The organism is Pseudoalteromonas sp. MEBiC 03485 (genome assembly GCF_004195145.1).
Taxonomy (GTDB): Bacteria; Pseudomonadota; Gammaproteobacteria; order Enterobacterales; family Alteromonadaceae; genus Pseudoalteromonas; species Pseudoalteromonas apostichopi.
The window spans coordinates 876360-903024 of the sequence record NZ_SGBT01000001.1; the positions used below are offsets into that span (position 1 = coordinate 876360).

The 26665-nt window shown below is 43.0% G+C and carries 19 protein-coding genes and 3 rRNA genes; 21 read left to right on the plus strand and 1 reads right to left on the minus strand.

Annotated elements, in window-relative coordinates:
- Positions 1–4 precede the first annotated feature (4 nt).
- Positions 5–2152 (minus strand): TonB-dependent siderophore receptor, encoded by a 2148-nt coding sequence (locus EVU92_RS04160; RefSeq protein WP_130050129.1) that lies wholly within the window; start codon positions 2150–2152, stop codon positions 5–7.
- A gap of 207 nt (positions 2153–2359) precedes the next feature.
- Here EVU92_RS04160 and mnmE point away from each other — a divergent pair, with 207 nt between their 5' ends.
- From mnmE to rrf, 21 genes are all read left to right on the plus strand, one after another.
- Entirely contained in the window at positions 2360–3724 is a 1365-nt protein-coding gene (gene mnmE, locus EVU92_RS04165) for a tRNA uridine-5-carboxymethylaminomethyl(34) synthesis GTPase MnmE (protein ID WP_130050130.1), read from the plus strand.
- 147 nt (positions 3725–3871) lie between these two features.
- Complete coding sequence (locus EVU92_RS04170) at positions 3872–4612, plus strand: isocitrate lyase/phosphoenolpyruvate mutase family protein (RefSeq protein ID WP_130050131.1); 741 nt, start codon at positions 3872–3874, stop codon at positions 4610–4612.
- A 586-nt stretch (positions 4613–5198) separates the two neighbouring features.
- Positions 5199–5648, plus strand: coding sequence for an FMN-binding protein MioC (gene mioC, locus EVU92_RS04175; protein WP_130050132.1), 450 nt, complete (start codon positions 5199–5201; stop codon positions 5646–5648).
- A gap of 428 nt (positions 5649–6076) precedes the next feature.
- Positions 6077–7966 carry a tRNA uridine-5-carboxymethylaminomethyl(34) synthesis enzyme MnmG gene (gene mnmG, locus EVU92_RS04180; RefSeq protein WP_130050133.1) on the plus strand — a complete coding sequence of 630 codons (1890 nt, stop codon included), beginning with the start codon at positions 6077–6079 and terminating at the stop codon, positions 7964–7966.
- 15 nt (positions 7967–7981) lie between these two features.
- A complete protein-coding gene (gene rsmG / locus EVU92_RS04185; protein ID WP_054554802.1) occupies positions 7982–8602 on the plus strand; it encodes a 16S rRNA (guanine(527)-N(7))-methyltransferase RsmG in 621 nt (206 codons plus the stop codon).
- 13 nt (positions 8603–8615) lie between these two features.
- Positions 8616–9401, plus strand: coding sequence for a ParA family protein (locus tag EVU92_RS04190; RefSeq protein WP_054554803.1), 786 nt, complete (start codon positions 8616–8618; stop codon positions 9399–9401).
- 20 nt (positions 9402–9421) lie between these two features.
- On the plus strand, positions 9422–10333 hold the full coding sequence (locus tag EVU92_RS04195; RefSeq protein WP_130050134.1) for a ParB/RepB/Spo0J family partition protein: 912 nt from the start codon (positions 9422–9424) through the stop codon (positions 10331–10333).
- Between the two features lie 159 nt (positions 10334–10492).
- Positions 10493–10873, plus strand: coding sequence for an ATP synthase subunit I (locus tag EVU92_RS04200; RefSeq protein ID WP_130050135.1), 381 nt, complete (start codon positions 10493–10495; stop codon positions 10871–10873).
- 15 nt (positions 10874–10888) lie between these two features.
- Positions 10889–11746, plus strand: coding sequence for a F0F1 ATP synthase subunit A (atpB, locus tag EVU92_RS04205; protein WP_130050136.1), 858 nt, complete (start codon positions 10889–10891; stop codon positions 11744–11746).
- A 56-nt stretch (positions 11747–11802) separates the two neighbouring features.
- Positions 11803–12036, plus strand: coding sequence for a F0F1 ATP synthase subunit C (gene atpE, locus EVU92_RS04210; protein ID WP_010561330.1), 234 nt, complete (start codon positions 11803–11805; stop codon positions 12034–12036).
- Positions 12037–12078: 42 nt separating this feature from the next.
- On the plus strand, positions 12079–12549 hold the full coding sequence (atpF, locus tag EVU92_RS04215) for a F0F1 ATP synthase subunit B (protein WP_054554807.1): 471 nt from the start codon (positions 12079–12081) through the stop codon (positions 12547–12549).
- A gap of 16 nt (positions 12550–12565) precedes the next feature.
- Complete coding sequence (gene atpH / locus EVU92_RS04220) at positions 12566–13099, plus strand: F0F1 ATP synthase subunit delta (RefSeq protein ID WP_130050137.1); 534 nt, start codon at positions 12566–12568, stop codon at positions 13097–13099.
- Between the two features lie 14 nt (positions 13100–13113).
- Entirely contained in the window at positions 13114–14655 is a 1542-nt protein-coding gene (gene atpA, locus EVU92_RS04225; RefSeq protein ID WP_054554809.1) for a F0F1 ATP synthase subunit alpha, read from the plus strand.
- Positions 14656–14714: 59 nt separating this feature from the next.
- Entirely contained in the window at positions 14715–15575 is an 861-nt protein-coding gene (atpG, locus tag EVU92_RS04230) for a F0F1 ATP synthase subunit gamma (protein WP_062568484.1), read from the plus strand.
- 32 nt (positions 15576–15607) lie between these two features.
- Positions 15608–16993, plus strand: a complete 1386-nt coding sequence (atpD, locus tag EVU92_RS04235) for a F0F1 ATP synthase subunit beta (protein WP_054554811.1) — start codon at positions 15608–15610, stop codon at positions 16991–16993.
- 13 nt (positions 16994–17006) lie between these two features.
- Positions 17007–17429, plus strand: coding sequence for a F0F1 ATP synthase subunit epsilon (locus tag EVU92_RS04240; protein ID WP_054554812.1), 423 nt, complete (start codon positions 17007–17009; stop codon positions 17427–17429).
- 272 nt (positions 17430–17701) lie between these two features.
- Complete coding sequence (gene glmU, locus EVU92_RS04245; protein WP_130050138.1) at positions 17702–19060, plus strand: bifunctional UDP-N-acetylglucosamine diphosphorylase/glucosamine-1-phosphate N-acetyltransferase GlmU; 1359 nt, start codon at positions 17702–17704, stop codon at positions 19058–19060.
- 142 nt (positions 19061–19202) lie between these two features.
- Positions 19203–21041 carry a choice-of-anchor I family protein gene (locus tag EVU92_RS04250; protein WP_130050139.1) on the plus strand — a complete coding sequence of 613 codons (1839 nt, stop codon included), beginning with the start codon at positions 19203–19205 and terminating at the stop codon, positions 21039–21041.
- 588 nt (positions 21042–21629) lie between these two features.
- A 16S ribosomal RNA gene (locus tag EVU92_RS04255) occupies positions 21630–23170 on the plus strand.
- A gap of 278 nt (positions 23171–23448) precedes the next feature.
- Positions 23449–26331: ribosomal RNA gene (locus EVU92_RS04260) — 23S ribosomal RNA — on the plus strand.
- 124 nt (positions 26332–26455) lie between these two features.
- Positions 26456–26570, plus strand: a 5S ribosomal RNA gene (gene rrf / locus EVU92_RS04265).
- Together the 16S, 23S and 5S rRNA genes form the textbook arrangement of a ribosomal RNA operon.
- Positions 26571–26665 lie beyond the last annotated feature (95 nt).

The window sequence follows — 26665 nt, forward strand, 5'->3', positions numbered from 1 at the left end:
ACCATTAAAAGTTGTATTTAGCACTTAAATAGACACGGCGTGGTTCACCAGGAAAGTGCCCTGTTCGCTCGATAAAGCCACTGCTTGCGTATTCTTTATCAAACAAGTTCTTAACTGATAGCTGCCATTGCCAGTTATCAACGGTTGTTTGCCACGCCATGTTGTAAATAGTGTAAGGTTTAACGCGTTGACCCCCTAAACTAAGCTGTTCATCAACATAATCTAAACCAGCAGAAATAGATGACGATAAACTAGCTAGCTCATAGCGTGTCCATATACCTAAAGTATTTTGCGGTGCGTTGGCAAATTTATCGCTATCAGGAATTTGGTTACGAATGCTGTCATTTGCTTCAGTAATACGGGCATCATTATAGGCGTAGCTTGCAGTAACCACCCAGCGCTCAGTGATATCACCAACCACTTCTAGTTCAAAACCTTTACTTTGTACTTCACCCACCGCAACTAAGTCATCAACGCCGTCGCCTGCGACATCACCCAATAAACTAGGCTGCAGAATGTTTTTACGTACGATATCGTACACAGCCATATTAACAGCAAGTATGTCTTCTAATAATTTGGTTCTTAAACCTAACTCATTAATACGGCTAGTCTCTGGCGAGAATGGTCCGCCTTTTGCTGTTTCTTGATCACTGGCACCCTGTGGTACAAAGCCAGTACCATGAAGCGCATAAGGAAAGAACATATTGTTAATGTTATAGCTGGTACCAATACGGTAGGTTAAGTCGCTATCAGAAAACTCGGTTTGATTTAACAGATCTTTATCTTCAAAACGGTCATATCTTAAGCCAGCAGTAACACTCCAATTTGCAGTTATATCAAGCTGATCTTGCAAGTACGCACCAAAGCGAGTGCTATTTGTTTTACCTAACCTTGGTTTAATACTATCAAGATCATAATCATCAGCAGAGGTTAAACCATATTCAGGATCGTTAAGAGCAAGGCCTGGTACAGGGCCTCCTTTACTCTGTTGCTTTGCTGTGCGGTAAGCACTTTCAAAGTCATGCTCATACCAGTCACTACCAAGCAGCACTTGATGTTGCATGTCTGCAATTATAAATTCTGCAATCGCATTAGCAGTTAAACTAAAGCCTTCGTTTTCACGTACTTGATCACGAAACTCACGATGGCTCCAATCTACAATACCGTCGTCATCAGTATCTACAAGCCCTCTTGGCTCATGGTAGTTTTGTACTTCTTTGTTATCAAAATAGCGTGTTGTGACATCTGTTCGCCAAATATCATTAAATTCATGTTTTAAAGTCGCCTGATAGACATGCGCTTCTACATTTTGAAAGTCAGTAGCTTCGTTATGGTTCCAGCTAATATCAGTCAGAAAATGTCCATTATCATCTGCTGCTATACCACGTAAACGTGCTCCACCCAACTCCTGCTCTATATAGGTATACTGAGTGGTCAATTCGGTTGTACTATTTATGAGCCAAGTATAACCAAGATCAACAATGGTATTATCGCTGCTAGTATTAGCACGGAATGGTTTTTCAGTATCACGGTAAATGCCAACACGGTAAGCATGGTTATCAAGTGATTCGCTCAATGTTCCTGTGCTTTCTAATGCCCCACTGAAGAAGTCATCATTACCCACTTCAACTTCAATACTGTGCTCACTGGTGAATTTTGGCTTCTTAGTTACATAGTTAATAATACCGCCTGGATTACCACTACCGTATATAGCGCCAGCAGGCCCTTTTAAAACCGCAACTTGTTCTATATTAAATAATTGCGGCACAGCAAAGCCATTGAAAGGATCGCCCTTTACGCCATCATATAAAATCTCATCTTGGCGAAAACCACGGAATGTCACGCCCGAATAACTAAAAGCATTAACGCCAGCAATATTGCTATAAAGGTCGGTAATTTGACGAGCAGCCTGATCGCTGATCAGCTCCTGCGGCAGAATTTGGATTGACTGAGGAATTTTCTCTAAAGGTGTATTTGTACGAGTTGCAAAGCTTGACTCGGTTGGGCGATATAAAGAAAACGCACGGCCAACAACTTCTATTTTTTCGATCTCTTTAGAATTGGTTTGATCAGAAGTAGTAACTTCTGTTTGAGCATGGACAATGGCCGAAAAACCAGCAGCAAGTGCAATAAAAACAGCAGAAAGACGCATAATAAAAAGGGACAAAATGAATAATGCGCAACATATTAATGAATATAATTATCATTTGCAATGCCGTTTTTTATTAATCGGAGCTAAATAAAGTATTACTTACAATGCGCTTTTAACACTTCATTGGTTAAACAGCTATTCGCATGAAATTAAGCCATAGGTTACAATAGAGCCAGCATTCATTCTTTTATTGGCATTTTTCATCGCATGATTAATCAAGACACAATTGCAGCACAAGCGACCGCACCAGGACGTGGTGGGGTTGGTATTATTCGCGTCTCTGGCAGCTTAGCTAAAACAGTGGCAGAGCACATTATTGGCCGTTGTCCTAAAACACGTTACGCAGACTATGTGCCATTTAAAAGCTTGAGCGGTGAGCAGCTTGACCAAGGTATTGCTATATACTTCCAAGGACCAAATTCATTTACCGGTGAAGACGTACTTGAGCTGCAAGGTCATGGCGGTCCTGTTGTACTTGATATGCTATTAAAAGAAATTAGCCAAATTGACGGTGTTCGTTTAGCAAAGCCGGGGGAGTTCTCTGAGCGCGCATTTATGAATGACAAGCTTGATTTAACTCAAGCAGAGGCAATTGCCGACCTCATCAATGCAACCAGTGAACAGGCAGCAAAAAGTGCCCTCCAATCTCTGCAAGGTGAATTTTCTAAGCACATCGAAACGCTGGTGGAAAAAGTCATTCACCTACGTATGTACGTTGAAGCCGCTATTGACTTTCCAGATGAAGAAATCGACTTCCTATCAGACGGTAAAGTATCAGCAGATCTCAATGCCATTATTGATCAATTAGAAAATGTAACTCAGCAAGCAAAACAAGGTAGCATCATGCGTGAAGGTATGCGTGTTGTTATTGCAGGTCGCCCTAACGCTGGTAAATCAAGCCTATTAAATGCATTAGCTGGCCGAGATGCAGCTATCGTTACCGAAATAGCCGGTACAACACGTGACGTATTGCGTGAACATATCCACATTGATGGTATGCCACTGCATATTATCGATACCGCAGGCCTACGCGAAAGCCCTGATAAAGTAGAACAAATTGGTATAGAGCGCGCATGGGAAGAAATTAACCAAGCCGATCGCGTACTATTTATGTTAGACGGCACAGACACATCAGCCACTGACCCTCATGATATTTGGCCGGAATTTATGGCCAAGTTACCAGAGGGTATGGGCGTTACTGTGATCCGAAATAAAGCCGATATTTCCGGTGAAAATGTCGGAATGGATGAACATGAACAATATCCGGTGATCCGTTTAAGTGCCAAAAATGCAGAAGGTATAGAGTTAGTTCGTACTCACTTAAAGGCATGTATAGGTTTCCAAGGGGCAACTGAAGGTGGATTTATGGCACGCCGTCGTCACTTAGATGCACTTGATCACGCAGCCTATCATTTAAACACAGGCAAAGAGCAATTAGAGATGCATATTGCTGGTGAGATCCTGGCTGAAGAGTTACGCCTAACACAACAGTTCTTAAATGAGATAACGGGTGAATTTACTTCTGATGACTTGCTAGGAAAAATCTTTAGTTCGTTCTGTATCGGTAAATAAATTCCGGTCATCAATATTATAAAAAAGAGTCTTGCGACTCTTTTTTTTGTTTTTAATTCAGCAATCAATTATCGGTTCAGGGCCGAAACCAGCCAGTAATTAAACCCAAATCAATTAGTCTAGCGATGTCATTAAACGGAGGACGTCATGGACAAATATCAACTCTTTCATCAATTACACCACCAGCAAATAGGCTTTGTACTCGCTAATGCGTGGGATCTTAGTTCAGCACAATTCATTCAGGCCGCAGGAGCTAAAGCTGTAGCAACAACCAGCTGGGGCATTGCTGAAAGTTTAGGTTTAGCTGATGGTGAGAACATCTCTTTTCAAACTCAGTTAGCGCTGGTTAAAAGCTTGACCAAATACATACATATTCCACTCTCTGTCGATATAGAATCAGGATACAGTAACGATCCGCTGCAAATTAGCCAAAACGTTCTTGCGTTAGCAAAATTGGGGGTTGCAGGTATCAACATTGAAGACTCAGACAAAGACACGAATGCACTCAGATCTATCAAACAGCAATGCACTATTATTAGTGAGATAAAGAAAGTACTTAACGAAAATGGCTTCGGCAGTTTATTTATTAACGCCAGAACCGATACCTACTTTGTTAGTGACAGCCCTTTTAAAGTCACATTGAAGCGCGCAAAAGCTTATCAAGATGCAGGTGCAGATGGTCTTTTTGTACCTGGCTTAACTAATATAGAGCACATAACCAGCTTAGCTAACGCGATAGATATGCCACTAAATGTGATGGCTATGAACAATTTTAACTCAGCAAAAGCCGCTTTCGCTGGTGGCGCAAAACGGTTTTCATTGGGTAATTCGCTCTATGATCTAGTCGGAAATACGATAAAAACCACCCTAACTCAGATCGCAAATTAACTTAGCGAGCTAAAAAATCAGATCAAAACAGCTTTTAAGATCGACTTTAGCTAAAAATGTTATCCACAATTGAGGTGTTTTTAGATCTAAAGGCTGATTTGATCATAAAAAAACGCTGAAATTTGAACTTATTTACAAACAACAGCCCTTTTTGATAATTAATTTTCTAAAAAGCAGCCTTTATTTGCCCATATTTAAGTTTTTTTCGATCTATTTTATTGATCGCAAATTACAAACCGATCGTTATCAACAAGCGATCTATCCACAAAACGATCATACTCTCCATTTTAATCCGATCTAAAAACTAAAGCGCTTACACACAATTAAAGATCAACAACTTAGCAAAGTTATACAGTTTCTAAATTTTAGCTTGATCAGAACTTTCCCCAAATTTATTAACAGCTTGATCAAAGGGTTTAATTTACGAATAAATATAAAAAACCATTAAAAACAGTAAATTATAAAAAACATTGAATTTAAGCCGTTATTTTAGGCAGAAAAACTTATTCAGATCGTAATTCAACGCTTTACTCACACCCTAACTTAGTTATCATGTGGCCACTTATTTCTATACATGATCAATCACATGCAATCAGTAAATATCATCGTTGGCAGCCAAATGGGATCTGCTGAATACGTGGCAGAGCAACTAGCAGAAGCCCTTGAACAACAAGGGATCCAAGTGCAGCTTCATGAACAGCCTGTATTTGATGATATTGATCAGCAAGATACTATTTGGTTGTTATGTACTTCTACATATGGCGCGGGAGACTACCCAGAGAACCTACTGCCATTTGTTGAATCTATTAACCAACAGGCTGATCTTAAAGGATTAAACTACAGTGTGATCGGATTAGGCGACACTAGCTACGACACCTATAACTATGCAGGCCGTAATCTAGATGAGTTATTAGCAAATAAAGGTGCAAACCGCGTGGCAGAACGCTTAGAGCTAAATATTCTTGATGAAGCGTTACCAGAAGACACAGCTTTAGCTTGGTTACCAAGCTGGATCGAGGCTGTAGGACTCAATTAAGCCGATCGGTGTTGATCGTTGTAATAAAAGTTACCCACAATTTACTGATAATTTAGATCGGATTGTGGATAAACACTGATCTAACTGCGATTTTAACCTAGTTTATCCCTTGGATAAGATCAAACCGATATTGCCCTGTGTATAAATAGCCCTTTTGATCAAAGCTTTTACGCCGGAAGATCCGATCATACTAACACCTTTAGATCTGCCTTAAAGCAATGTTTTAAAAAGTAAATTGAACATTATCAACAGATCTAGCCCTCACTAGTAGTAAGAGTAATAAAAGATCTCTTTAAAAGATCCTTTATATTATTAGAGATCACCCACTTAGATCTTGAGCACTGTTTAATCATTTATCTTCTCTAAATTTCTAGGTAGAATACGCTCCCTTTACAAAGTTTTGCTGGTTGATTAGTAGGATCCCATAAATGATTTTTCACGAACGTTTTGATGTTATTGTTGTAGGTGGTGGGCATGCAGGTACTGAGGCTGCATTAGCATCTGCTCGCATGGGCATGAATACCCTATTGCTAACTCATAATATGGATACTCTTGGTCAAATGTCTTGTAATCCGGCAATTGGCGGTATTGGTAAAGGCCATTTAGTTAAAGAGATCGATGCACTTGGTGGTGCAATGGCTCAGGCTATCGATAAAGGTGGTATTCAATTTCGTACTTTAAACTCATCTAAAGGCCCTGCAGTACGTGCTACACGTGCGCAAGCTGACCGTGCTTTGTATAAAGCCGCTATTCAACACACTTTACAACATCAAGAAAATTTAAAGATCTTCCAGCAGTCATGTGACGATCTAATCGTTGAAGGCGATCGAGTAATCGGTGTTGTAACTCAAATGGGTCTTCGTTTTAGTGCGCCTTCAGTGGTTCTTACTGTGGGTACTTTCTTAGGTGGTCAGATCCATATTGGTTTAGAGAACTTCAAAGGGGGTCGTGCTGGTGATCCACCTTCAATTGCACTTGCAGAGCGTTTACGTGAATTACCGTTCCGTGTTGATCGTTTAAAAACAGGCACGCCTCCTCGTATTGATGCGCGTACTGTTGATTTTAGCAAGATGCAAGAACAGCCTGGTGATACTCCTACTCCAGTATTCTCATTTATGGGTAAACAATCGGATCACCCACAGCAGATCCCGTGTTACATCACTTATACAAATGAAAAAACACATGATGTGATCCGTAATAACCTGCATCGTTCACCTATGTACTCTGGTGTTATTGAAGGTATTGGTCCACGTTACTGCCCATCAATTGAAGATAAGATCGTACGTTTTGCTGATAAAGATAAACATCAAATCTTTGTTGAGCCAGAAGGCTTAACATCATACGAATTATATCCAAATGGTATCTCGACGAGTTTACCATTTGATGTGCAACTTGAAATTGTGCAATCAATTACTGGCTTTGAAAATGCACATATCTGTCGTCCTGGTTATGCCATTGAGTATGATTTCTTTGATCCACGAGACTTAAAACAATCATTAGAAACTAAGTTTATTAATGGTTTATTCTTCGCAGGCCAGATCAATGGCACAACAGGCTACGAAGAAGCTGGTGCGCAAGGTTTAATTGCTGGTATGAACGCAGCATTACAAGTACAAGGTAAAGAACCTTGGACACCTCGTCGTGATGAAGCATATACAGGTGTACTGATTGATGACTTAGCAACATTAGGTACTAAAGAACCGTACCGTATGTTTACCAGCCGTGCTGAATACCGTTTATTACTTCGTGAAGATAATGCCGACATTCGTTTAACTGCTAAAGGCCGTGAACTTGGCTTAGTTGACGATGCTCGTTGGGCTGCCTTCAACGAAAAAATGGAAATCATTGAAAAAGAAACACAACGCTTAAAAGAAACCTGGATCCATAAAGATCACGTGGCTGTTGATCAAGTAAATGCGTTATTAAAAACACCACTGACTCGTGAAGCGAGCCTTGAAGATCTGATCCGTCGTCCTGAAGTTCGTTATAACGACCTAATGGCGATCGATGGTTTAGGCTCTGAGTTCGATAACCAAGCTGCACTTGAGCAAGTTGAGATCCATACTAAGTACGCAGGCTATATTGCTCGTCAACAAGATGAGATCAATAAGCAGCTACGTCATGAACAAACTGTATTACCAAAAGACTTTGATTATTCAACTGTTTCTGGTTTATCAAATGAGGTTATCGCGAAACTTACTGATAGTCGTCCAGATACAATTGGCCAAGCATCACGTATTTCAGGTATCACCCCTGCAGCTATTTCGCTATTATTAGTCTATCTGAAAAAGCAAGGCTTACTGCGCAAGACTGCGTAGTTGGTGAGGAATACAGTGTTACAACAACAATTAACTTCACTGTTAGCGCAAACTGATATTGCGCTAACAGAAAAGCAGCAACAACAACTTGTACAATATGTTGAATTATTAGACAAGTGGAACAAAGCATATAACTTAACCTCTGTTCGTTTACCTGAAGAAATGATGGTTAAACATATCATGGATAGCTTAGTTGTTGCGCCACACCTTAAAGGCAAACATTACATTGATGTTGGTACGGGTCCTGGTTTACCGGGTATCGTATTAGCCATTGCTTTACCTGATACACAATTTGTATTGTTAGATAGTTTAGGTAAACGCGTGCGCTTTTTGATGCAGGTAAAACATGCACTTGGCCTTGAAAATGTAACCCCAGTGCAGTCTAGAGTTGAAGAATATCAACCAAGTGTTAAATTAGATGGTGTATTAAGTCGTGCATTTGCCTCTTTACAAGATATGGTTGACTGGTGTGCGCACTTGATTGATCATTCAGGTAAATTTATCGCCTTAAAAGGCGTATTTCCGAGCGAAGAACTAGACTCATTACCTAAAGGTATTAAGTTTGATGAAAAAATCAGCTTGGAAGTACCTGAGTTAGATGCGCAAAGACATCTAATCATTCTTTCTAAAGACTAGGGATCAGAGCACTGTGGCAAAAGTCATCGCATTAGCAAACCAAAAAGGTGGTGTTGGTAAAACAACCACCGCTGTGAATCTTGCGGCATCGATGGCCGCGACGAAGCGTAAAGTGTTATTAATCGATCTTGATCCGCAAGGAAACGCTACCATGGGTAGTGGTGTCGATAAATACGGTGATGTTGCGACTATTTACGATTTATTGATTGAAGAAACACCAATCGATGAAGTTATCAATAAAGAAACCTCAGGTGAGTATCACTTAATTGCTGCTAATGGCGATGTGACTGCCGCTGAAGTTAAATTAATGGAATTGTTTGCGCGTGAAGTGCGTTTACGTAATGCGCTTGAACAAATTCAAGACCAATACGATTTCATTTTTATCGACTGCCCGCCTTCACTTAACATGCTTACTGTTAATGCAATGGCTGCCGCAGATTCGATTTTAGTTCCGATGCAATGTGAGTATTATGCCCTTGAAGGTTTAACGGCATTAATGGATACCATTACTCAGCTATCTAAGCTAGTAAATCCAGCGTTAACAATTGAAGGGATTTTGCGCACCATGTATGATCCGCGCAATCGCCTTGCAAATGATGTATCAGAACAACTCAAACAACATTTTGGCGATAAAGTATATCGTACCGTTATCCCACGTAATGTCCGTTTAGCAGAAGCGCCGAGTTTTGGTGCCCCTGCCATGTATTATGACCGTGCATCAAGTGGTGCTAAAGCTTACTTAGCCCTAGCCGGCGAAATGTTACGTAGAAAAGAGAAAACATCTTCAGCAGTAGCCTAACTTCGAGGTAAAAAAATAACATGTCTGCTAAAAAACGCGGTTTAGGCCGAGGACTCGACGCTTTATTAAGTTCATCAAAACCTGCCCCAAGTGCAAATAATCAGCAACAAGCGACAGCAACACCAGAGCAAGTCTCTGAGGTCGTTGCAGAGCAAAGTAAAGGTGAGCTGCAAAAGTTAGCGATTGAGTTTTTACAATCGGGTAAATATCAACCGCGTAAAGACATGTCTGAAGAAGCGCTTGAAGAGTTAGCTAACTCAATACGTGCTCAAGGCATCATTCAGCCGATTGTTGTGCGCCAAATTGGTGCAGAAAAATATGAGATTATCGCCGGTGAACGTCGTTGGCGTGCTGCTCAACTTGCAAAATTAGATGCTGTTCCATGTATCATCAAAGATGTACCTGATGAGGCGGCCGTTGCTATCGCGCTTATAGAAAATATTCAACGTGAAGATCTAAATGCGATGGAAGAAGCGATTGCGTTAAATCGTTTACTTAACGAATTTGAACTAACTCATCAACAAGTCGCCGAGGCAGTTGGTAAATCTCGTACTACTGTGACTAATTTACTACGCCTAAATAATCTCAATGAAGATGTTAAAATTTTGTTAGAGCATGGCGACATTGAAATGGGTCATGCACGTTGTTTATTAGCACTTGAAGGCGAATCGCAATCAGATGCTGCTCGATTAGCCGTTGCTAAAGCTTTAACTGTTCGTGAAACTGAAAAGCTTGTGCGTTCTATTTTAGAACCAGCCCCAAAGAAAGAAGTGCAAGAAAAAGATCCTGATGTCAAACAGTTAGAACAAAAGCTTGCTGAAAATTTAGGCGCTAAAGTAGAAATAAACTACAATAAAAAAGGCAAAGGCAAACTGGTTATCTCTTATACAACTCTTGATGAGTTAGATGGCATTTTAAGCCGTATAAATTAAGACTATTCCCGTCATTAATTAATAACATGTCCAAAAAGAGACATTTGTGGTGTTTTTGCACTACAAAGGGTCGACTCAAGTTGCAAAACTGGTAGGAATCAGTATAATTTCGCCAGTTTTCATACCCTGACAATTTAACGTTCTAAAGGTTAACAAAACGTGACTAATAGGTTAGCAAAGCCGTATAGGCTTGCCGCATTTAAATTAATTTGTCTTCAGGGTATCGTAGCATTTATCGCTGCAGTAATTGTTTTTATAGGTTGGGGAGTCAATGCCGGCCAGTCAGCGCTTGCTGGCGGAGCTGTTGCACTACTCCCTAATTTTGTATTTGCTGTCTATGCATTCCGTTATATGGGTGCAAGTCGAGTAAATCAAGTGTATGCCTCGCTAAAGCGCGGCAACGGATTAAAATTTATGCTAACAATCGTTTTGTTTGCACTGATACTGAAGTCTTATACGGTCGTTTTATTACCGTTTTTCTGTGTGTATGTATTGGTGTTATTTAGCGGATTGTTTGCGCCCGTTTTTTTTAATCATTAACTTTTGGGATATAACATGGCTGCAGAAGAAGTAACTCTATCAAGCCATATTCAGCACCACTTAACTAACGCTAAGATGTGCTCGACCGACGCTGGTCTTGCCTTCAACAAAGCGTGTGCAGACAGTGGTTTCTGGACATGGAATATAGATACCCTCGCATGGTCAATCGGTTTAGGTCTGGTATTTTTATGGATCTTCCGTGGTGCCGCTAAAAAAGCAAATACCGGTGTACCGGGTAAATTTCAGTGTTTCATTGAAATGATTGTTGAGTTCGTTGGCGACAACGTACGTGACACATACCATGGTAAAAGCGCATTAATCGCTCCATTAGCTTTAACGATTTTCGTTTGGGTGTTCTTAATGAACTTAATGGACTTGATTCCGGTTGATTTCCTACCTGCATTAGCTGGCTTTGTTGGCGAGCAAGCATTTGGTATGGATTCTCACGACGTTTACATGAAGATTGTACCTACAACAGACATCAATATGACTGCTGCACTTGCTATTGGTGTATTCATTCTGATGATCGGTTATGCAATCAAAATCAAAGGGATTGGCGGATTCTTAGCTGAATTAACGCTTCACCCGTTCAGCTCTAAAAACAAGCTAGCGATGGTGTTCTTAATCCCATGTAATTTATTACTAGAAACAATCGCTTTAGTTGCTAAGCCGTTCTCGTTAGCATTGCGTTTATTCGGTAACTTATATGCTGGTGAGTTGATTTTCATCTTGATCGGCGCAGTTGGTTTAATGCAACTACCGTTGCACTTTATTTGGGCTGTATTCCACATCTTAGTAATCGTACTGCAAGCATTCGTATTTATGATGCTTACAATCGTTTACCTAAGCATGGCAAGCTCAGATAATCACTAATTTTTTACACTTTTAAATTTTAACTTTAATTTACAATTGAAACTTTGGAGAAAAAAATGGAACTAATGATTGGTCTTAAGTACATCGCTGTTGCTCTACTTATCGGCTTCGGTGCAATCGGTACTGCTATCGGCTTCGGTAACATGGGTGGTAAATTCCTAGAAGCTTGTGCACGTCAACCTGAGCTTGCACCTTCATTACAAGTTAAGATGTTCATCCTTGCTGGTCTAATCGATGCCGTAGCTATGATCGGTGTTGGTATCGCAATGGTATTGTTGTTCGTACTTTAATATTATTTTTTGAACAGCTTACTATTTTAAGGAGGAGCGGTCGTGAACTTAACAGCCACTCTTATCGGTGAATTAATTGCATTTACGGTTTTCGTACTTTTCTGTATGAAATACGTATGGCCACCACTAAATGGTGCAATTGAAGCTCGCCAGAAGAAAATCGAAGATGGTTTAGCTGCCTCTGATAGAGCCGAAAAAGACTTAGAACTTGCGCAAAAGAAAGCTGCTGAGCAGCTTAAAGAGGCAAAAGCTCAAGCGGCTGATATCATTGAACAAGCTAAAAAGCGTGCCACGCTAATCGTTGACGAAGAAACTGTTCGTGGTCAACAAGAGCGTGAAAAAATTATTGCTCAAGGGCACTCTGAAATCGAAGCAGAGCGTAACCGTGTAACAGAAGAACTACGTAAACAAGTAGCGACGCTGGCCGTGGTTGGTGCTGAGAAGATTTTAGAGCGCGAAATCAATCAAGCCGCACACAGTGACATCGTTGAAAAACTTGTCGCTGAGCTGTAATTAGGAGGGTATGAGCATGTCTGAATTGGCTACTATCGCTCGCCCATACGCTAAAGCGGCTTTTGAACTTGCCGTTGAAAAAGGCACTGTTGAAAGTTGGAACGACATGCTGTTCTTTGCTGGCCATGTTGCCAGCAATGAGCAAGCCGCTGCCGCGCTAGCTGGATTGCCTACTGCTACTGAAAAAGCAGATCTGTTTATCAAGATCTGTGCAGAGCAGCTCAACGAACAAGGTCAGAACCTAATCAAGGTGATGGCTGAAAATGGACGTTTAGTTGCACTGCCTGCTGTTGCAGAGTTATTCGCTGAATTTAAAGCGGACTACGATAAAGAAGTTGACGTTGACGTGACTTCTGCAACACCGCTAGCTGCTGAGCAGCAAGCATCATTGGTAGCGGCACTTGAAAAACGTTTCGCACGCAAAGTTAAGCTGAATTGTAGTGAAGATACTACAGTTGTTGGCGGTCTTATCATTAAGGCGGGTGACACTGTAATTGACGGCTCAGTACGTGGCAAATTAGCCCGCTTAGCTACATCACTACAATCGTAATTGGGAAAAAGAGCATGCAACTTAATTCCACTGAAATTTCAGATCTGATCAAACAACGTATTGAGCAGTTCGAAGTTGTAAGTGAAGCTCGTAACGAAGGTACTATCGTATCTGTTACTGACGGTATCATCCGCATCCACGGTCTTGCTGACTGTATGCAAGGTGAGATGATCGAGCTTCCTGGCAACCGTTATGCTATCGCACTAAACCTTGAGCGTGACTCAGTAGGTGCTGTAGTAATGGGTCCTTACGCTGACCTTAAAGAAGGCGTAAAAGTTAAATCAACTGGTCGTATCCTAGAGGTTCCTGTTGGTCGTGGTCTACTTGGTCGTGTTGTAAACACACTAGGTGCACCTATCGACGGTAAAGGCGCTTTAGATAACGACGGTTTTGAACCTGTTGAGAAAATCGCACCAGGCGTTATCGAACGTCAATCAGTAGATGAGCCAGTACAAACTGGTTATAAATCTATCGATGCGATGATCCCAGTAGGTCGTGGTCAACGTGAGCTTGTTATCGGTGACCGCCAAACTGGTAAAACTGCATTAGCAATCGATGCAATCATCAACCAAAAAGGTACAGGCGTTAAGTGTGTGTACGTTGCAGTTGGTCAAAAAGCATCTACAATCGCTAACGTAGTACGTAAATTAGAAGAGCACGGTGCACTTGAAAACACTATCGTTGTTGTTGCATCTGCTTCTGAATCTGCGGCACTTCAGTACCTAGCACCATTCTCTGGTTGTACTATGGGTGAATACTTCCGTGACCGTGGTGAAGACGCGCTAATCGTATATGATGATTTATCTAAGCAAGCTGTTGCTTACCGTCAAATCTCATTACTACTTAAGCGTCCACCAGGCCGTGAAGCATACCCAGGTGACGTATTCTACCTTCACTCACGTCTTCTAGAGCGTGCATCACGTGTAAACGCTGATTACGTTGAGAAGTTCACTAATGGTGAAGTGAAAGGTAAAACAGGTTCACTGACGGCATTGCCAATCATTGAAACTCAAGGCGGCGACGTTTCTGCGTTCGTACCGACAAACGTTATCTCTATCACCGATGGTCAGATCTTCTTAGAAACTGACTTATTCAACTCAGGTATCCGTCCAGCTGTTAACGCTGGTATCTCGGTATCTCGTGTTGGTGGTGCAGCGCAAACTAAAATCGTTAAGAAACTAGGTGGTGGTATCCGTCTAGCGTTAGCTCAGTACCGTGAATTAGCTGCGTTCTCGCAGTTCGCGTCTGACCTTGACGATGCAACACGTGCTCAATTAGAGCATGGTGAGCGCGTAACAGAGCTAATGAAGCAGAAACAGTACGCACCAATGTCTGTTGCTGAAATGTCTCTGTCGCTATTTGCAGCTGAAAAGGGCTACCTAAAAGACATCGAAATCGCGAAAATCATGGATTTCGAAGCTGGCCTAATTTCTTATGCAAACAGCACATACGCAGAGCTAATGGCTCAAATCAATGAAACTGGTAACTACAACGCTGAGATTGAAGCTCAACTTAAAGAACTTCTAGAGAAGTTCAAGTCGACGCAAACTTGGTAATTTAGTTATGAATGGTGAGCTTTAGGTAACTAAAGCCCACCTGATTCGGAGAGAGAGTCATGGCCAGCGGAAAAGAGATTAAAAGCAAGATCGGGAGTATCAAGAATACTCAGAAGATCACCAGCGCGATGGAAATGGTTGCTGCGTCTAAAATGAAAAAAGCGCAGGAACGTGTGGCGTCAAGCCGTCCATACGCTGAAAACTTACGCCAAGTGATTGGTCGTGTTGCTCAAGCAAATCTTGATTTTACTCACCCTTTCTTAGAAGAGCGTGAAGTAAAACGAGTTGGTTATATTGTTATCTCTACTGACCGTGGTCTATGTGGTGGCTTGAACTCAAACGAGTTCAAAAAAGTTGCCCTAGACGTGAAAGCGTGGAAAGAAAAAGGCGTTGAAGCTGAGTTTACTACTTTAGGTAGCAAAGCAGCTGGCTTTTTCCAACGTTTTGGCGGTAAGTTAGTCGCTAAAAAAGCGAACTTAGGAGATACACCTTCATTACAAGACGTTATTGGTCCTGTAAAGACAATGCTAGATGCATACTCTGAAGGTAAAATTGACCGCTTATACGTAGTATTTAACAAGTTCGTTAATACTATGAAGCAAGAGCCAACAATCGATCAGTTACTCCCTTTGCCAAAAGCTGAAGAAGAAGTATCTCAACATTCTTGGGATTACTTATATGAGCCAAACCCAGATGCGATTTTAGAAGCTCTGTTAGTACGCTTTATTGAGTCTCAAGTATACCAAGGTGTAGTTGAGAACGCTGCCTCTGAACAGGCTGCCCGTATGGTTGCAATGAAAGCTGCAACAGATAACGCAGGCGACCTTATGGATGAGTTACAGCTTGTTTATAACAAGGCTCGTCAAGCTGCAATCACACAAGAAATTAGTGAGATTGTTGGCGGCTCGGCAGCAGTTTAACGCTTCGGCAAAGTTTAATGAGAGGAATAGACATGAGTTTAGGTAAGGTCGTCCAAATTATCGGCGCCGTTGTGGATATCGAATTTCCACAAGACAACGTGCCAGCCGTATATGACGCACTAAAAGTAACAGATGGCGACTTAGCTGGTTTAACTTTAGAAGTTCAACAACAGCTAGGTGGCGGTGTGGTACGTGGTATCGCACTTGGTACTACTGACGGTTTACGTCGTGGTACTGCAGTAGAAGGTACAGGTCAGCCAATCCACGTTCCTGTAGGTACGAAGACACTAGGTCGTATCATGGACGTATTAGGTAACCCTATTGATGAAGCTGGTCCAATTGGTGAAGAAGAGCGTATGTCTATTCACCGTGCAGCACCTTCTTATGAAGAACAATCAAGTTCAGTAGAACTTTTAGAGACTGGTATCAAGGTAATCGACCTTGTATGTCCATTCGCTAAAGGTGGTAAAGTTGGTCTATTCGGTGGTGCCGGTGTTGGTAAAACCGTAAACATGATGGAACTTATCCGTAACATCGCAATCGAGCACAGCGGTTACTCAGTATTCGCAGGTGTTGGTGAGCGTACTCGTGAGGGTAATGACTTCTACCATGAGATGAACGACTCAAACGTACTAGATAAAGTATCTCTAGTATACGGTCAAATGAATGAGCCACCGGGTAACCGTTTACGCGTAGCGTTAACTGGTCTTACTATGGCAGAGAAGTTCCGTGACGAAGGTCGTGACGTACTTTTCTTCGTTGATAACATCTACCGTTATACTCTAGCGGGTACAGAGGTATCAGCACTTCTAGGTCGTATGCCTTCAGCAGTAGGTTACCAACCAACTCTTGCTGAAGAAATGGGTGTACTTCAAGAGCGTATCGCATCTACTAAGACGGGTTCAATCACTTCAATCCAAGCGGTATACGTACCTGCGGATGACTTAACTGACCCATCTCCAGCAACAACGTTTGCTCACTTAGATGCAACAGTAGTACTTTCTCGTGATATCGCTTCACTTGGTATCTACCCTGCGGTAGACCCACTTGATTCATCTTCACGTCAACTTGACCCATTAGTAATCGGTCAAGAGCACTACGATACTGCGCGTGGCGTTCAAACAGTTCTTCAACGTTATAAAGAACTTAAAGACATCATCGCAATCCTAGGTATGGACGAGCTTTCTGACGAAGATAAGCAAGTTGTATCTCGTGCACGTAAAATCCAGCGCTTCCTATCTCAGCCGTTCTTCGTTGCTGAGGTATTCACAGGCGCGCCTGGTAAATACGTGTCACTTAAAGACACAATTGCTGGCTTCAAAGGTATCTTAAACGGTGAGTTTGATGATATGCCAGAGCAAGCGTTCTACATGGTTGGCTCTATTGAAGAAGCTCAAGAAAAAGCCAAAAGCATGTAATTAGGAGGGTAGTATGGCGGCTATGACTGTACATCTTGACGTAGTAAGCGCAGAAGAGAGCTTGTTCTCTGGTCTGGTTGAATCGATTCAAGTGAGTGGTAGTGAAGGTGACCTTGGTGTTAACTATGGTCACGCTCCATTATTAACTGCCCTAAAACCTGGTATGGTACGTTTAGTTAAGCAATTTGGTCACGAAGACGTGATGTATATTGCTGGCGGTACGCTAGAAGTTCAACCGGATCGCATCACGATTCTTGCAGATACTGCAGTACGTGGTGAAGACCTAGACGAGCAAGCGGCTGAAAAAGCTAAACGTGATGCTGAAGAGCAAATGGCGAATACGTCAACTGCTGAGTTAGATTATCAACAAGCTGCAGTGCAACTTGCTGAAGCAATCGCTCAACTTCGCGTAATTCAACAATTACGTAAAAAGTAAGCCTACTCGGTTTTCAAAAAGCCCACTTAATGTGGGCTTTTTTGTGCCCGAAATTCACGGCTTTCTACCCTACTTAATATTTATACTTATATCCTTCATCAAAGCTCGCTACAATAGTGTAAATTAATAGTGAATAGCTGTTTCATCCAAGGTTCAGTCCAACTCATTAGGATTGCGTATTTACACATGATGTGACTTACACAACTTTGTATGTTTCCCAGAACTCACAAAATATTGCACACCTAAAACAAAGAAAGAAGGATATTGTTTTAATGTCTCTGACTACCGTTATTCTTGCTGCGGGTAAAGGCACTCGTATGCGCTCTGCTCTACCAAAGGTTTTACACAAAGTTGCTGGTAAACCTATGGTGCAGCACGTTATTGATAATGCCACTGCCCTTGGCGCTCGTGAAACGAACCTTGTTTACGGTCATGGCCGTGAACAGCTGCAAGATGCCCTATCGCACAATCAAGTAAACTGGGTATTACAAGAAGAACAACTAGGTACGGGTCATGCCGTGGCAGTTGCTAAAGAACACATTGCAGATGATGACACTGTATTAATTCTCTATGGTGATGTGCCACTGACAAAACGCGCTACCTTAGAGAAGTTACTCGCAGCGACACCAGAAAAAGGCTTAGCTGTATTAACCGTTACCTTAGATGACCCATCAGGTTATGGTCGTATGATCCGTGAAAATGGCAAGCTAGTGGGTATTATCGAACAAAAAGATGCCTCTGCTGAGCAACTTGCAATTAAAGAAATTAATACCGGTATTATGGCTGCCAATGGTGAGCTACTTAAACGTTGGTTAGGTAACCTATCGAACAACAACGCTCAAGGTGAATACTATTTAACAGATATCGTTGCTATGGCACATAGCGAAGGTGTTGAAATTACTTCTGCACAGCCCGAGCACCCGATGGAAGTCGAAGGCGCAAATAATCGCGTTCAACTTGCAGCTCTTGAACGTGCATACCAAGCATGGCAAGCCGAAGAGCTAATGCTTAATGGCGCTACACTTGCTGATCCTGCGCGTATTGATGTGCGTGGTGAAGTTACTACCGGCGAAGATGTACTAATCGACGTTAATGTTATTTTCGAAGGTAAAGTAACACTAGGTAATAACGTGCAAATTGGCCCTAACTGCGTACTTAAAGATTGTACTGTTGGTGATAACGTTGTAATTAAAGCTAACTCACTTGTTGAAGAAGCGAGTGTTGCTGCTAAATGTACTTTAGGCCCTTATGCTCGCCTTCGCCCTGGTGCGATTATGGAAGAAGACTCGCATATCGGTAACTTTGTTGAGATGAAAAAGACTCGCTTAGGCAAAGGCTCAAAGGCAAATCATCTTACCTACTTAGGTGACACTGAAGTTGGTGAAAAAGTGAATATTGGCGCAGGTACTATTACTTGTAACTATGATGGCGTAAACAAATCAAAAACTATTATCGGTGATAACGCCTTTATTGGTTCAAACTCATCACTAGTAGCACCGGTGAATATTGGCTCAATGGCAACGATTGGCGCAGGTTCTGTTATTACTAATACTGTTGAAGACGAGCAGCTTGCAGTAGCTCGTGGCAAACAACGTAATCTAACTGGCTGGAAGCGTCCAACCAAAAAGTAGTGAGCTACCCTACTAATTTATAAATAAAAGCGAGTTTATACTCGCTTTTTTTGTGGCTAAATTTTGTTCTCATAAAAGTGCCATATAGTTGTAATGCCTGCGTGTTGTAATTGCCTCAATACAATACCAAGGAAAAATAATAATGTTAAAAAGATCAATTATTGCGCTATCACTTTTAACTATTCTTACAGGTTGCTCGTTAGACGGTGACGACGGCAGAGATGGCCTACAAGGTGAACAAGGTCCTGCAGGTCAAAATGGTACTAACGGAATTGATGGGGAAAATGGCACCGATGGTACTAACGGAGCTGACGGAGCAAATGGTACAGATGCAAACGCGGCTTTAAGTATAAACCTTATCGGTCGTGCAGTGCTTAACGCAGAAAGTCCGGAAGGTGCAGCAGAGATTGTCGCTTATCAAGCTTCTAAACAACGCATTTTTGCTATCAATAGCTCCGGTGATTCGGCAGTTGTGAATATCATGAAAGCCGATAGCTTTGACCGTGCAGCTTTAGTTAAAGATAACGAAGGGGTTATAAACGGCACTAATTTAACCTCAGAGATTACCCTTGCACTTAATAAGTACAGTGCGGGTGATGCAAACAGTATCGCTATTGATGCTAATAATGAACTTCTTGCAGTTGCAATGGCCGCAGATATTACCGGTGATGAAGGTTTAATCGCATTTTATGATATCAGTGGCGATGAGCCTCTGTTTATTAAGAATGTAACGGTAGGCGCCCTACCCGACATGGTTACTTTTAGCCATGATGGCAATAAGGTACTGGTTGCAAATGAAGGTGAGCCTAATGGTGATTACAGTATTGACCCTGAAGGCTCAATTAGCATTATTAATATCAATGATGGTGTAATTGCAGATACTGCTATTAGCATTACTTTTTCAGCTTATAACGACAAACAAGCAGAGCTTGAAGAGCGAGGGATTGTATTTGCTAACCCGACAGGTCGAACAATCAACGGTAATTTGATTAATACAACCGTGGCTATGGATTTAGAACCTGAATACATCAGCGTTTCGAAAGATAATAAATTTGCCTACGTGTCACTACAAGAAAATAACGCCCTTGCTATCGTCAATCTTGAAGATAATAGCCTAGAGCTTAAAGGCTTAGGTTTTAAAGATTGGTCTAATTTGCTTTTTGATGCATCTGATAAAGACGGTGGGGTTAACTTTAAATCATACCCTGGCCTCTATGGCATGTATCAACCAGATACTATTTCAAGCTTTACCTGGAAAGGTGCTAACTTTATTGTCACAGCGAACGAAGGTGATGCACGAGAATACTTCTTTGATACAAACGACGAAGCTGATTGCATAGCTAAAGGTGGTCTTGATTATGATAAAGATGACGGTTGTTTATCATATATAGATGAGACAAGAGCTAAAGACTTAACACTAGCAAGCAATTTTGACTATCTGAACAATGACAACAGTGATATTGGCCGTTTAAAAGTGACCACTGTTAAAGGTGATGAAGATAATAATGGCGAATACGAATCACTCTATGCATATGGTGCCCGCTCCTTTACCATCTGGGATAGTAACGGCATGGTAGTTTTTGACTCTGGCGATCAAATTTCACGCATTACTGCATCAGTTCACGGAGCAGCATTCAATAATAACGAAGATGAAAATGACGGTGATAGTCGCTCTGATGACAAAGGTGCAGAACCAGAAGCATTAGCACTAGGTACTATTGGCGAGCGTACATTTGCATTTATTGGTTTAGAGCGTATGGGTGGCATTATGGTGTTTGATATTACTAATCCATACAATGTGACATTCCAAGATTACTTTTTTAATCGTGGTCTAGAAACTGATGCAGATATTACGGGTGATCTTGCCCCTGAAGGTATGGCATTTATACCAGCAGAACAAAGTGCAACGAATGAAGCATTGCTAGTTGTTGGTAATGAAATTTCGGGTTCAATCGCTGTTTGGGAAATTTCTACTAACTAATCCGCCTTATAAAAATAAAAAGCGACATAGCTAATTTAAAGCATGTCGCTTTTTCTATGCCATTTTACCTTCACAAAAATGACTGCTTTTTGAGCTAAAACCCCTTTGTAGCCCTTTATTTGTATGGTTATTGTACTAATTTGAAAATAATCAAAAAAACCTTCAAAAAGTGCTTGCGTTAATTCTTCGCATCCCTATAATGCGCATCCACTGACACGGCGGGCAGCAACGAAAGACGCTGAACAACGTAGCAGAGAGTTAAGTAAAACTTCGGTTTAAAACGGTCTAAAAAGAAAGTTTAAAATTAAGTGTTGACTCGAAAAATTAAGGATGTATTATACGCATCCCTAGCGACAACGTCGCAACGTTCTTTAACAATATAAAGCAATCATCTGTGTGGGCACTCGTACAGATTGAGTTCTAACAGCCGATTCTAGTTCGCTAGATGACGCAAACAAATTTAGAGTCTCAATTGAACTGAGTGACCAACGGAAACAAGTTTACTTGTTTCAGCACAGTCAATTCGATATCGAAAGATATCAAAATTCAGAATTCATTGAGCATGTCCTTCGGGACAGAAAAAACTTTTAATTGAAGAGTTTGATCATGGCTCAGATTGAACGCTGGCGGCAGGCCTAACACATGCAAGTCGAGCGGAAACGAAGAGGTGCTTGCACCTCTGGCGTCGAGCGGCGGACGGGTGAGTAATGCTTGGGAATATGCCTTATGGTGGGGGACAACAGTTGGAAACGACTGCTAATACCGCATGATGTCTACGGACCAAAGTGGGGGACCTTCGGGCCTCACGCCATAAGATTAGCCCAAGTGGGATTAGCTAGTTGGTGAGGTAAGGGCTCACCAAGGCGACGATCCCTAGCTGGTTTGAGAGGATGATCAGCCACACTGGGACTGAGACACGGCCCAGACTCCTACGGGAGGCAGCAGTGGGGAATATTGCACAATGGGCGCAAGCCTGATGCAGCCATGCCGCGTGTGTGAAGAAGGCCTTCGGGTTGTAAAGCACTTTCAGTAAGGAGGAAAGGTTAAGTGTTAATAGCACTTAGCTGTGACGTTACTTACAGAAGAAGCACCGGCTAACTCCGTGCCAGCAGCCGCGGTAATACGGAGGGTGCGAGCGTTAATCGGAATTACTGGGCGTAAAGCGTACGCAGGCGGTTTGTTAAGCGAGATGTGAAAGCCCCGGGCTCAACCTGGGAACTGCATTTCGAACTGGCAAACTAGAGTGTGATAGAGGGTGGTAGAATTTCAGGTGTAGCGGTGAAATGCGTAGAGATCTGAAGGAATACCGATGGCGAAGGCAGCCACCTGGGTCAACACTGACGCTCATGTACGAAAGCGTGGGGAGCAAACAGGATTAGATACCCTGGTAGTCCACGCCGTAAACGATGTCTACTAGAAGCTCGGGTCTTCGGACTTGTTTTTCAAAGCTAACGCATTAAGTAGACCGCCTGGGGAGTACGGCCGCAAGGTTAAAACTCAAATGAATTGACGGGGGCCCGCACAAGCGGTGGAGCATGTGGTTTAATTCGATGCAACGCGAAGAACCTTACCTACACTTGACATACAGAGAACTTACCAGAGATGGTTTGGTGCCTTCGGGAACTCTGATACAGGTGCTGCATGGCTGTCGTCAGCTCGTGTTGTGAGATGTTGGGTTAAGTCCCGCAACGAGCGCAACCCCTATCCTTAGTTGCCAGCGATTCGGTCGGGAACTCTAAGGAGACTGCCGGTGATAAACCGGAGGAAGGTGGGGACGACGTCAAGTCATCATGGCCCTTACGTGTAGGGCTACACACGTGCTACAATGGCGCATACAGAGTGCTGCGAACCTGCGAGGGTAAGCGAATCACTTAAAGTGCGTCGTAGTCCGGATTGGAGTCTGCAACTCGACTCCATGAAGTCGGAATCGCTAGTAATCGCATATCAGAATGATGCGGTGAATACGTTCCCGGGCCTTGTACACACCGCCCGTCACACCATGGGAGTGGGTTGCTCCAGAAGTGGATAGTCTAACCTTCGGGAGGACGTTCACCACGGAGTGATTCATGACTGGGGTGAAGTCGTAACAAGGTAGCCCTAGGGGAACCTGGGGCTGGATCACCTCCTTATACGATTTAGAACTTATTTGTTCGTAGTGTCCACACAGATGATTGTTAGTTAGCTAAACCGCTTGGTTTAACTAATTAATATGCTCTTTAAAAATTTGGAAAGCTGATATTAAAATTCTTATAGATATTCGTATCTATAAAGAGTTTTCAAAAGTAAAAAATATGCCATTAATCGAAAGATTAATTGGTATCTACTTTAGTATTCTCATCATTATTTGATGAATTAACTTCTGGCGAAGTTAACAGCTGTCACTAACAAAGACCCGTTTGGGTTGTATGGTTAAGTGACTAAGCGTACACGGTGGATGCCTTGGCAGTTGGAGGCGATGAAGGACGTATTAACTTGCGATAAGCCTAGTCAAGCTAGTAAAAAGCGCTTGAGACTAGGATTTCCGAATGGGGAAACCCACCTGCTTGCAGGTATCGTTAACTGAATACATAGGTTAACGAGGCGAACGCGGAGAACTGAAACATCTAAGTACCCGTAGGAACAGAAATCAACCGAGATTCCGGAAGTAGCGGCGAGCGAAACCGGACCAGCCCTTAAGCTTATTATGTGTTAGTGAAACATTCTGGAAAGTTTGACGATACAGGGTGATAGTCCCGTACACGAAAATGCATCTTAAGTGAAATCGAGTAGGTCGGAGCACGTGAAACTTTGACTGAATATAGGTGGACCATCATCTAAGGCTAAATACTCCCAACTGACCGATAGTGAACCAGTACCGTGAGGGAAAGGCGAAAAGAACCCCTGTGAGGGGAGTGAAATAGAACCTGAAACCGTGTACGTACAAGCAGTAGGAGCCCTTCGAGGGTGACTGCGTACCTTTTGTATAATGGGTCAGCGACTTATATTTTGTAGCGAGGTTAACCGATTAGGGTAGCCGTAGTGAAAGCGAGCGTTAACTGCGCGTTTAGTTGCAAGGTATAGACCCGAAACCCGGTGATCTAGCCATGGGCAGGTTGAAGGTTGAGTAACATCAACTGGAGGACCGAACCCACTAACGTTGAAAAGTTAGGGGATGACCTGTGGCTAGGAGTGAAAGGCTAATCAAACCGGGAGATAGCTGGTTCTCCCCGAAATCTATTTAGGTAGAGCCTCGGACGAATACTTACGGGGGTAGAGCACTGTTAAGGCTAGGGGGTCATCCCGACTTACCAACCCTTTGCAAACTCCGAATACCGTAAAGTACTATCCGGGAGACACACGGCGGGTGCTAACGTCCGTCGTGAAGAGGGAAACAACCCAGACCGCCAGCTAAGGTCCCAAAGTCATAGTTAAGTGGGAAACGATGTGGAAAGGCCCAGACAGCCAGGAGGTTGGCTTAGAAGCAGCCATCCTTTAAAGAAAGCGTAATAGCTCACTGGTCGAGTCGGTCTGCGCGGAAGATGTAACGGGGCTAAACTATGCACCGAAGCTGCGGATTCAAACTTTGTTTGAGTGGTAGGGGAGCGTTCTGTAAGCCGTTGAAGGTGTACCGGGAGGTATGCTGGAGGTATCAGAAGTGCGAATGCTGACATGAGTAACGATAATGCGGGTGAAAAACCCGCACGCCGGAAGACCAAGGGTTCCTATCCCATGTTAATCAGGGTAGGGTAAGTCGACCCCTAAGGCGAGGCCGAAAGGCGTAGTCGATGGGAAACGGGTTAATATTCCCGTACTTGGTATAATTGCGATGGGGGGACGGAGCAGGCTAAACAAGCATGGCGTTGGTTGTCCATGTGAAAGTGAGTAGGTTGAGAGTTTAGGAAAATCCGGACTCTTAAGACTGAGACACGAGACGAGCACCCAAGGGTGTGAAGTTGTTGATGCCATACTTCCAGGAAAAGCCTCTAAGCTTCAGATTATACCGAATCGTACCCCAAACCGACACAGGTGGTCAGGTAGAGAATACTAAGGCGCTTGAGAGAACTCGGGTGAAGGAACTAGGCAAAATCGTACCGTAACTTCGGGAGAAGGTACGCTCCTATCTGTGATGAGACTTGCTCTCTAAGCGGACGGGAGCCGCAGTGACCAGGTGGCTGGGACTGTTTATTAAAAACACAGCACTGTGCAAAATCGCAAGATGACGTATACGGTGTGACACCTGCCCGGTGCCGGAAGGTTAATTGATGGGGTTAGTTTTCGGACGAAGCTCTTGATCGAAGCCCCGGTAAACGGCGGCCGTAACTATAACGGTCCTAAGGTAGCGAAATTCCTTGTCGGGTAAGTTCCGACCTGCACGAATGGTGTAACCATGGCCACGCTGTCTCCACCCGAGACTCAGTGAAATTGAAATCGCAGTGAAGATGCTGTGTACCCGCGGCTAGACGGAAAGACCCCGTGAACCTTTACTACAGCTTGGCACTGAACATTGAACCTACATGTGTAGGATAGGTGGGAGGCTTTGAAGCAGAGACGCTAGTCTTTGTGGAGCCGTCCTTGAAATACCACCCTTGTAGTTTTGATGTTCTAACGTTGGCCCCTAATCGGGGTTACGGACAGTGCCTGGTGGGTAGTTTGACTGGGGCGGTCTCCTCCCAAAGAGTAACGGAGGAGCACGAAGGTTGGCTAAGTACGGTCGGACATCGTACGGTTAGTGTAATGGTAGAAGCCAGCTTAACTGCGAGACAGACACGTCGAGCAGGTACGAAAGTAGGTCATAGTGATCCGGTGGTTCTGAATGGAAGGGCCATCGCTCAACGGATAAAAGGTACTCCGGGGATAACAGGCTGATACCGCCCAAGAGTTCATATCGACGGCGGTGTTTGGCACCTCGATGTCGGCTCATCACATCCTGGGGCTGAAGTCGGTCCCAAGGGTATGGCTGTTCGCCATTTAAAGTGGTACGCGAGCTGGGTTTAGAACGTCGTGAGACAGTTCGGTCCCTATCTGCCGTGGGCGTTTGAGAATTGAGAGGGGTTGCTCCTAGTACGAGAGGACCGGAGTGAACGAACCGCTGGTGTTCGGGTTGTCATGCCAATGGCACTGCCCGGTAGCTACGTTCGGAACTGATAAGCGCTGAAAGCATCTAAGCGCGAAGCAGGCCTCGAGATGAGTTCTCACTAGACTTTTAAAGTCTCTGAAGGGCCGTTGAAGACTACAACGTTGATAGGCAGGATGTGGAAGTGGTGCGAGCCATTAAGCTAACCTGTACTAATTACCCGTGAGGCTTAACCATACAACGCCAAACGCGTTTTGTGACAGCGTAACAGACAGAAGTTAAGAAACTAAAGTAGACATTTACTTGATATCAGAATTCCAGATTTTAGTTGATTGCTAAAGCGATTAACGACCCAAATTTGCTTGGTGACAATAGCGTTTTGGACCCACCTGACCCCATGCCGAACTCAGTAGTGAAACGAAACAGCGCCGATGATAGTGTGGCATTTGCCATGTGAAAGTAGGACATTGCCAGGCTCCAAATTAAAGAAAGCCCGATTCGAAAGAGTCGGGCTTTTTTGCGTCTGGAGCTGTCAGCTTTCAGCCGTCAGCCGTCAGCTGAAATATGGGGT

What these genes read in the sequence shown, in the direction of transcription:
- mnmG (WP_130050133.1), top strand. Translation starts at nt 6,077, where the DNA reads ATGATTTTTCACGAACGTTTTGATGTTATTGTTGTAGGTGGTGGGCAT.
- glmU (WP_130050138.1), top strand. Translation starts at nt 17,702, where the DNA reads ATGTCTCTGACTACCGTTATTCTTGCTGCGGGTAAAGGCACTCGTATG.
- EVU92_RS04195 (WP_130050134.1), top strand. Translation starts at nt 9,422, where the DNA reads ATGTCTGCTAAAAAACGCGGTTTAGGCCGAGGACTCGACGCTTTATTA.
- mioC (WP_130050132.1), top strand. Translation starts at nt 5,199, where the DNA reads ATGCAATCAGTAAATATCATCGTTGGCAGCCAAATGGGATCTGCTGAA.
- EVU92_RS04170 (WP_130050131.1), top strand. Translation starts at nt 3,872, where the DNA reads ATGGACAAATATCAACTCTTTCATCAATTACACCACCAGCAAATAGGC.
- atpG (WP_062568484.1), top strand. Translation starts at nt 14,715, where the DNA reads ATGGCCAGCGGAAAAGAGATTAAAAGCAAGATCGGGAGTATCAAGAAT.
- EVU92_RS04160 (WP_130050129.1), bottom strand. Translation starts at nt 2,152, where the DNA reads ATGCGTCTTTCTGCTGTTTTTATTGCACTTGCTGCTGGTTTTTCGGCC.
- atpB (WP_130050136.1), top strand. Translation starts at nt 10,889, where the DNA reads ATGGCTGCAGAAGAAGTAACTCTATCAAGCCATATTCAGCACCACTTA.
- atpE (WP_010561330.1), top strand. Translation starts at nt 11,803, where the DNA reads ATGGAACTAATGATTGGTCTTAAGTACATCGCTGTTGCTCTACTTATC.
- EVU92_RS04240 (WP_054554812.1), top strand. Translation starts at nt 17,007, where the DNA reads ATGGCGGCTATGACTGTACATCTTGACGTAGTAAGCGCAGAAGAGAGC.
- mnmE (WP_130050130.1), top strand. Translation starts at nt 2,360, where the DNA reads ATGATTAATCAAGACACAATTGCAGCACAAGCGACCGCACCAGGACGT.
- atpH (WP_130050137.1), top strand. Translation starts at nt 12,566, where the DNA reads ATGTCTGAATTGGCTACTATCGCTCGCCCATACGCTAAAGCGGCTTTT.
- atpD (WP_054554811.1), top strand. Translation starts at nt 15,608, where the DNA reads ATGAGTTTAGGTAAGGTCGTCCAAATTATCGGCGCCGTTGTGGATATC.
- atpA (WP_054554809.1), top strand. Translation starts at nt 13,114, where the DNA reads ATGCAACTTAATTCCACTGAAATTTCAGATCTGATCAAACAACGTATT.
- EVU92_RS04250 (WP_130050139.1), top strand. Translation starts at nt 19,203, where the DNA reads ATGTTAAAAAGATCAATTATTGCGCTATCACTTTTAACTATTCTTACA.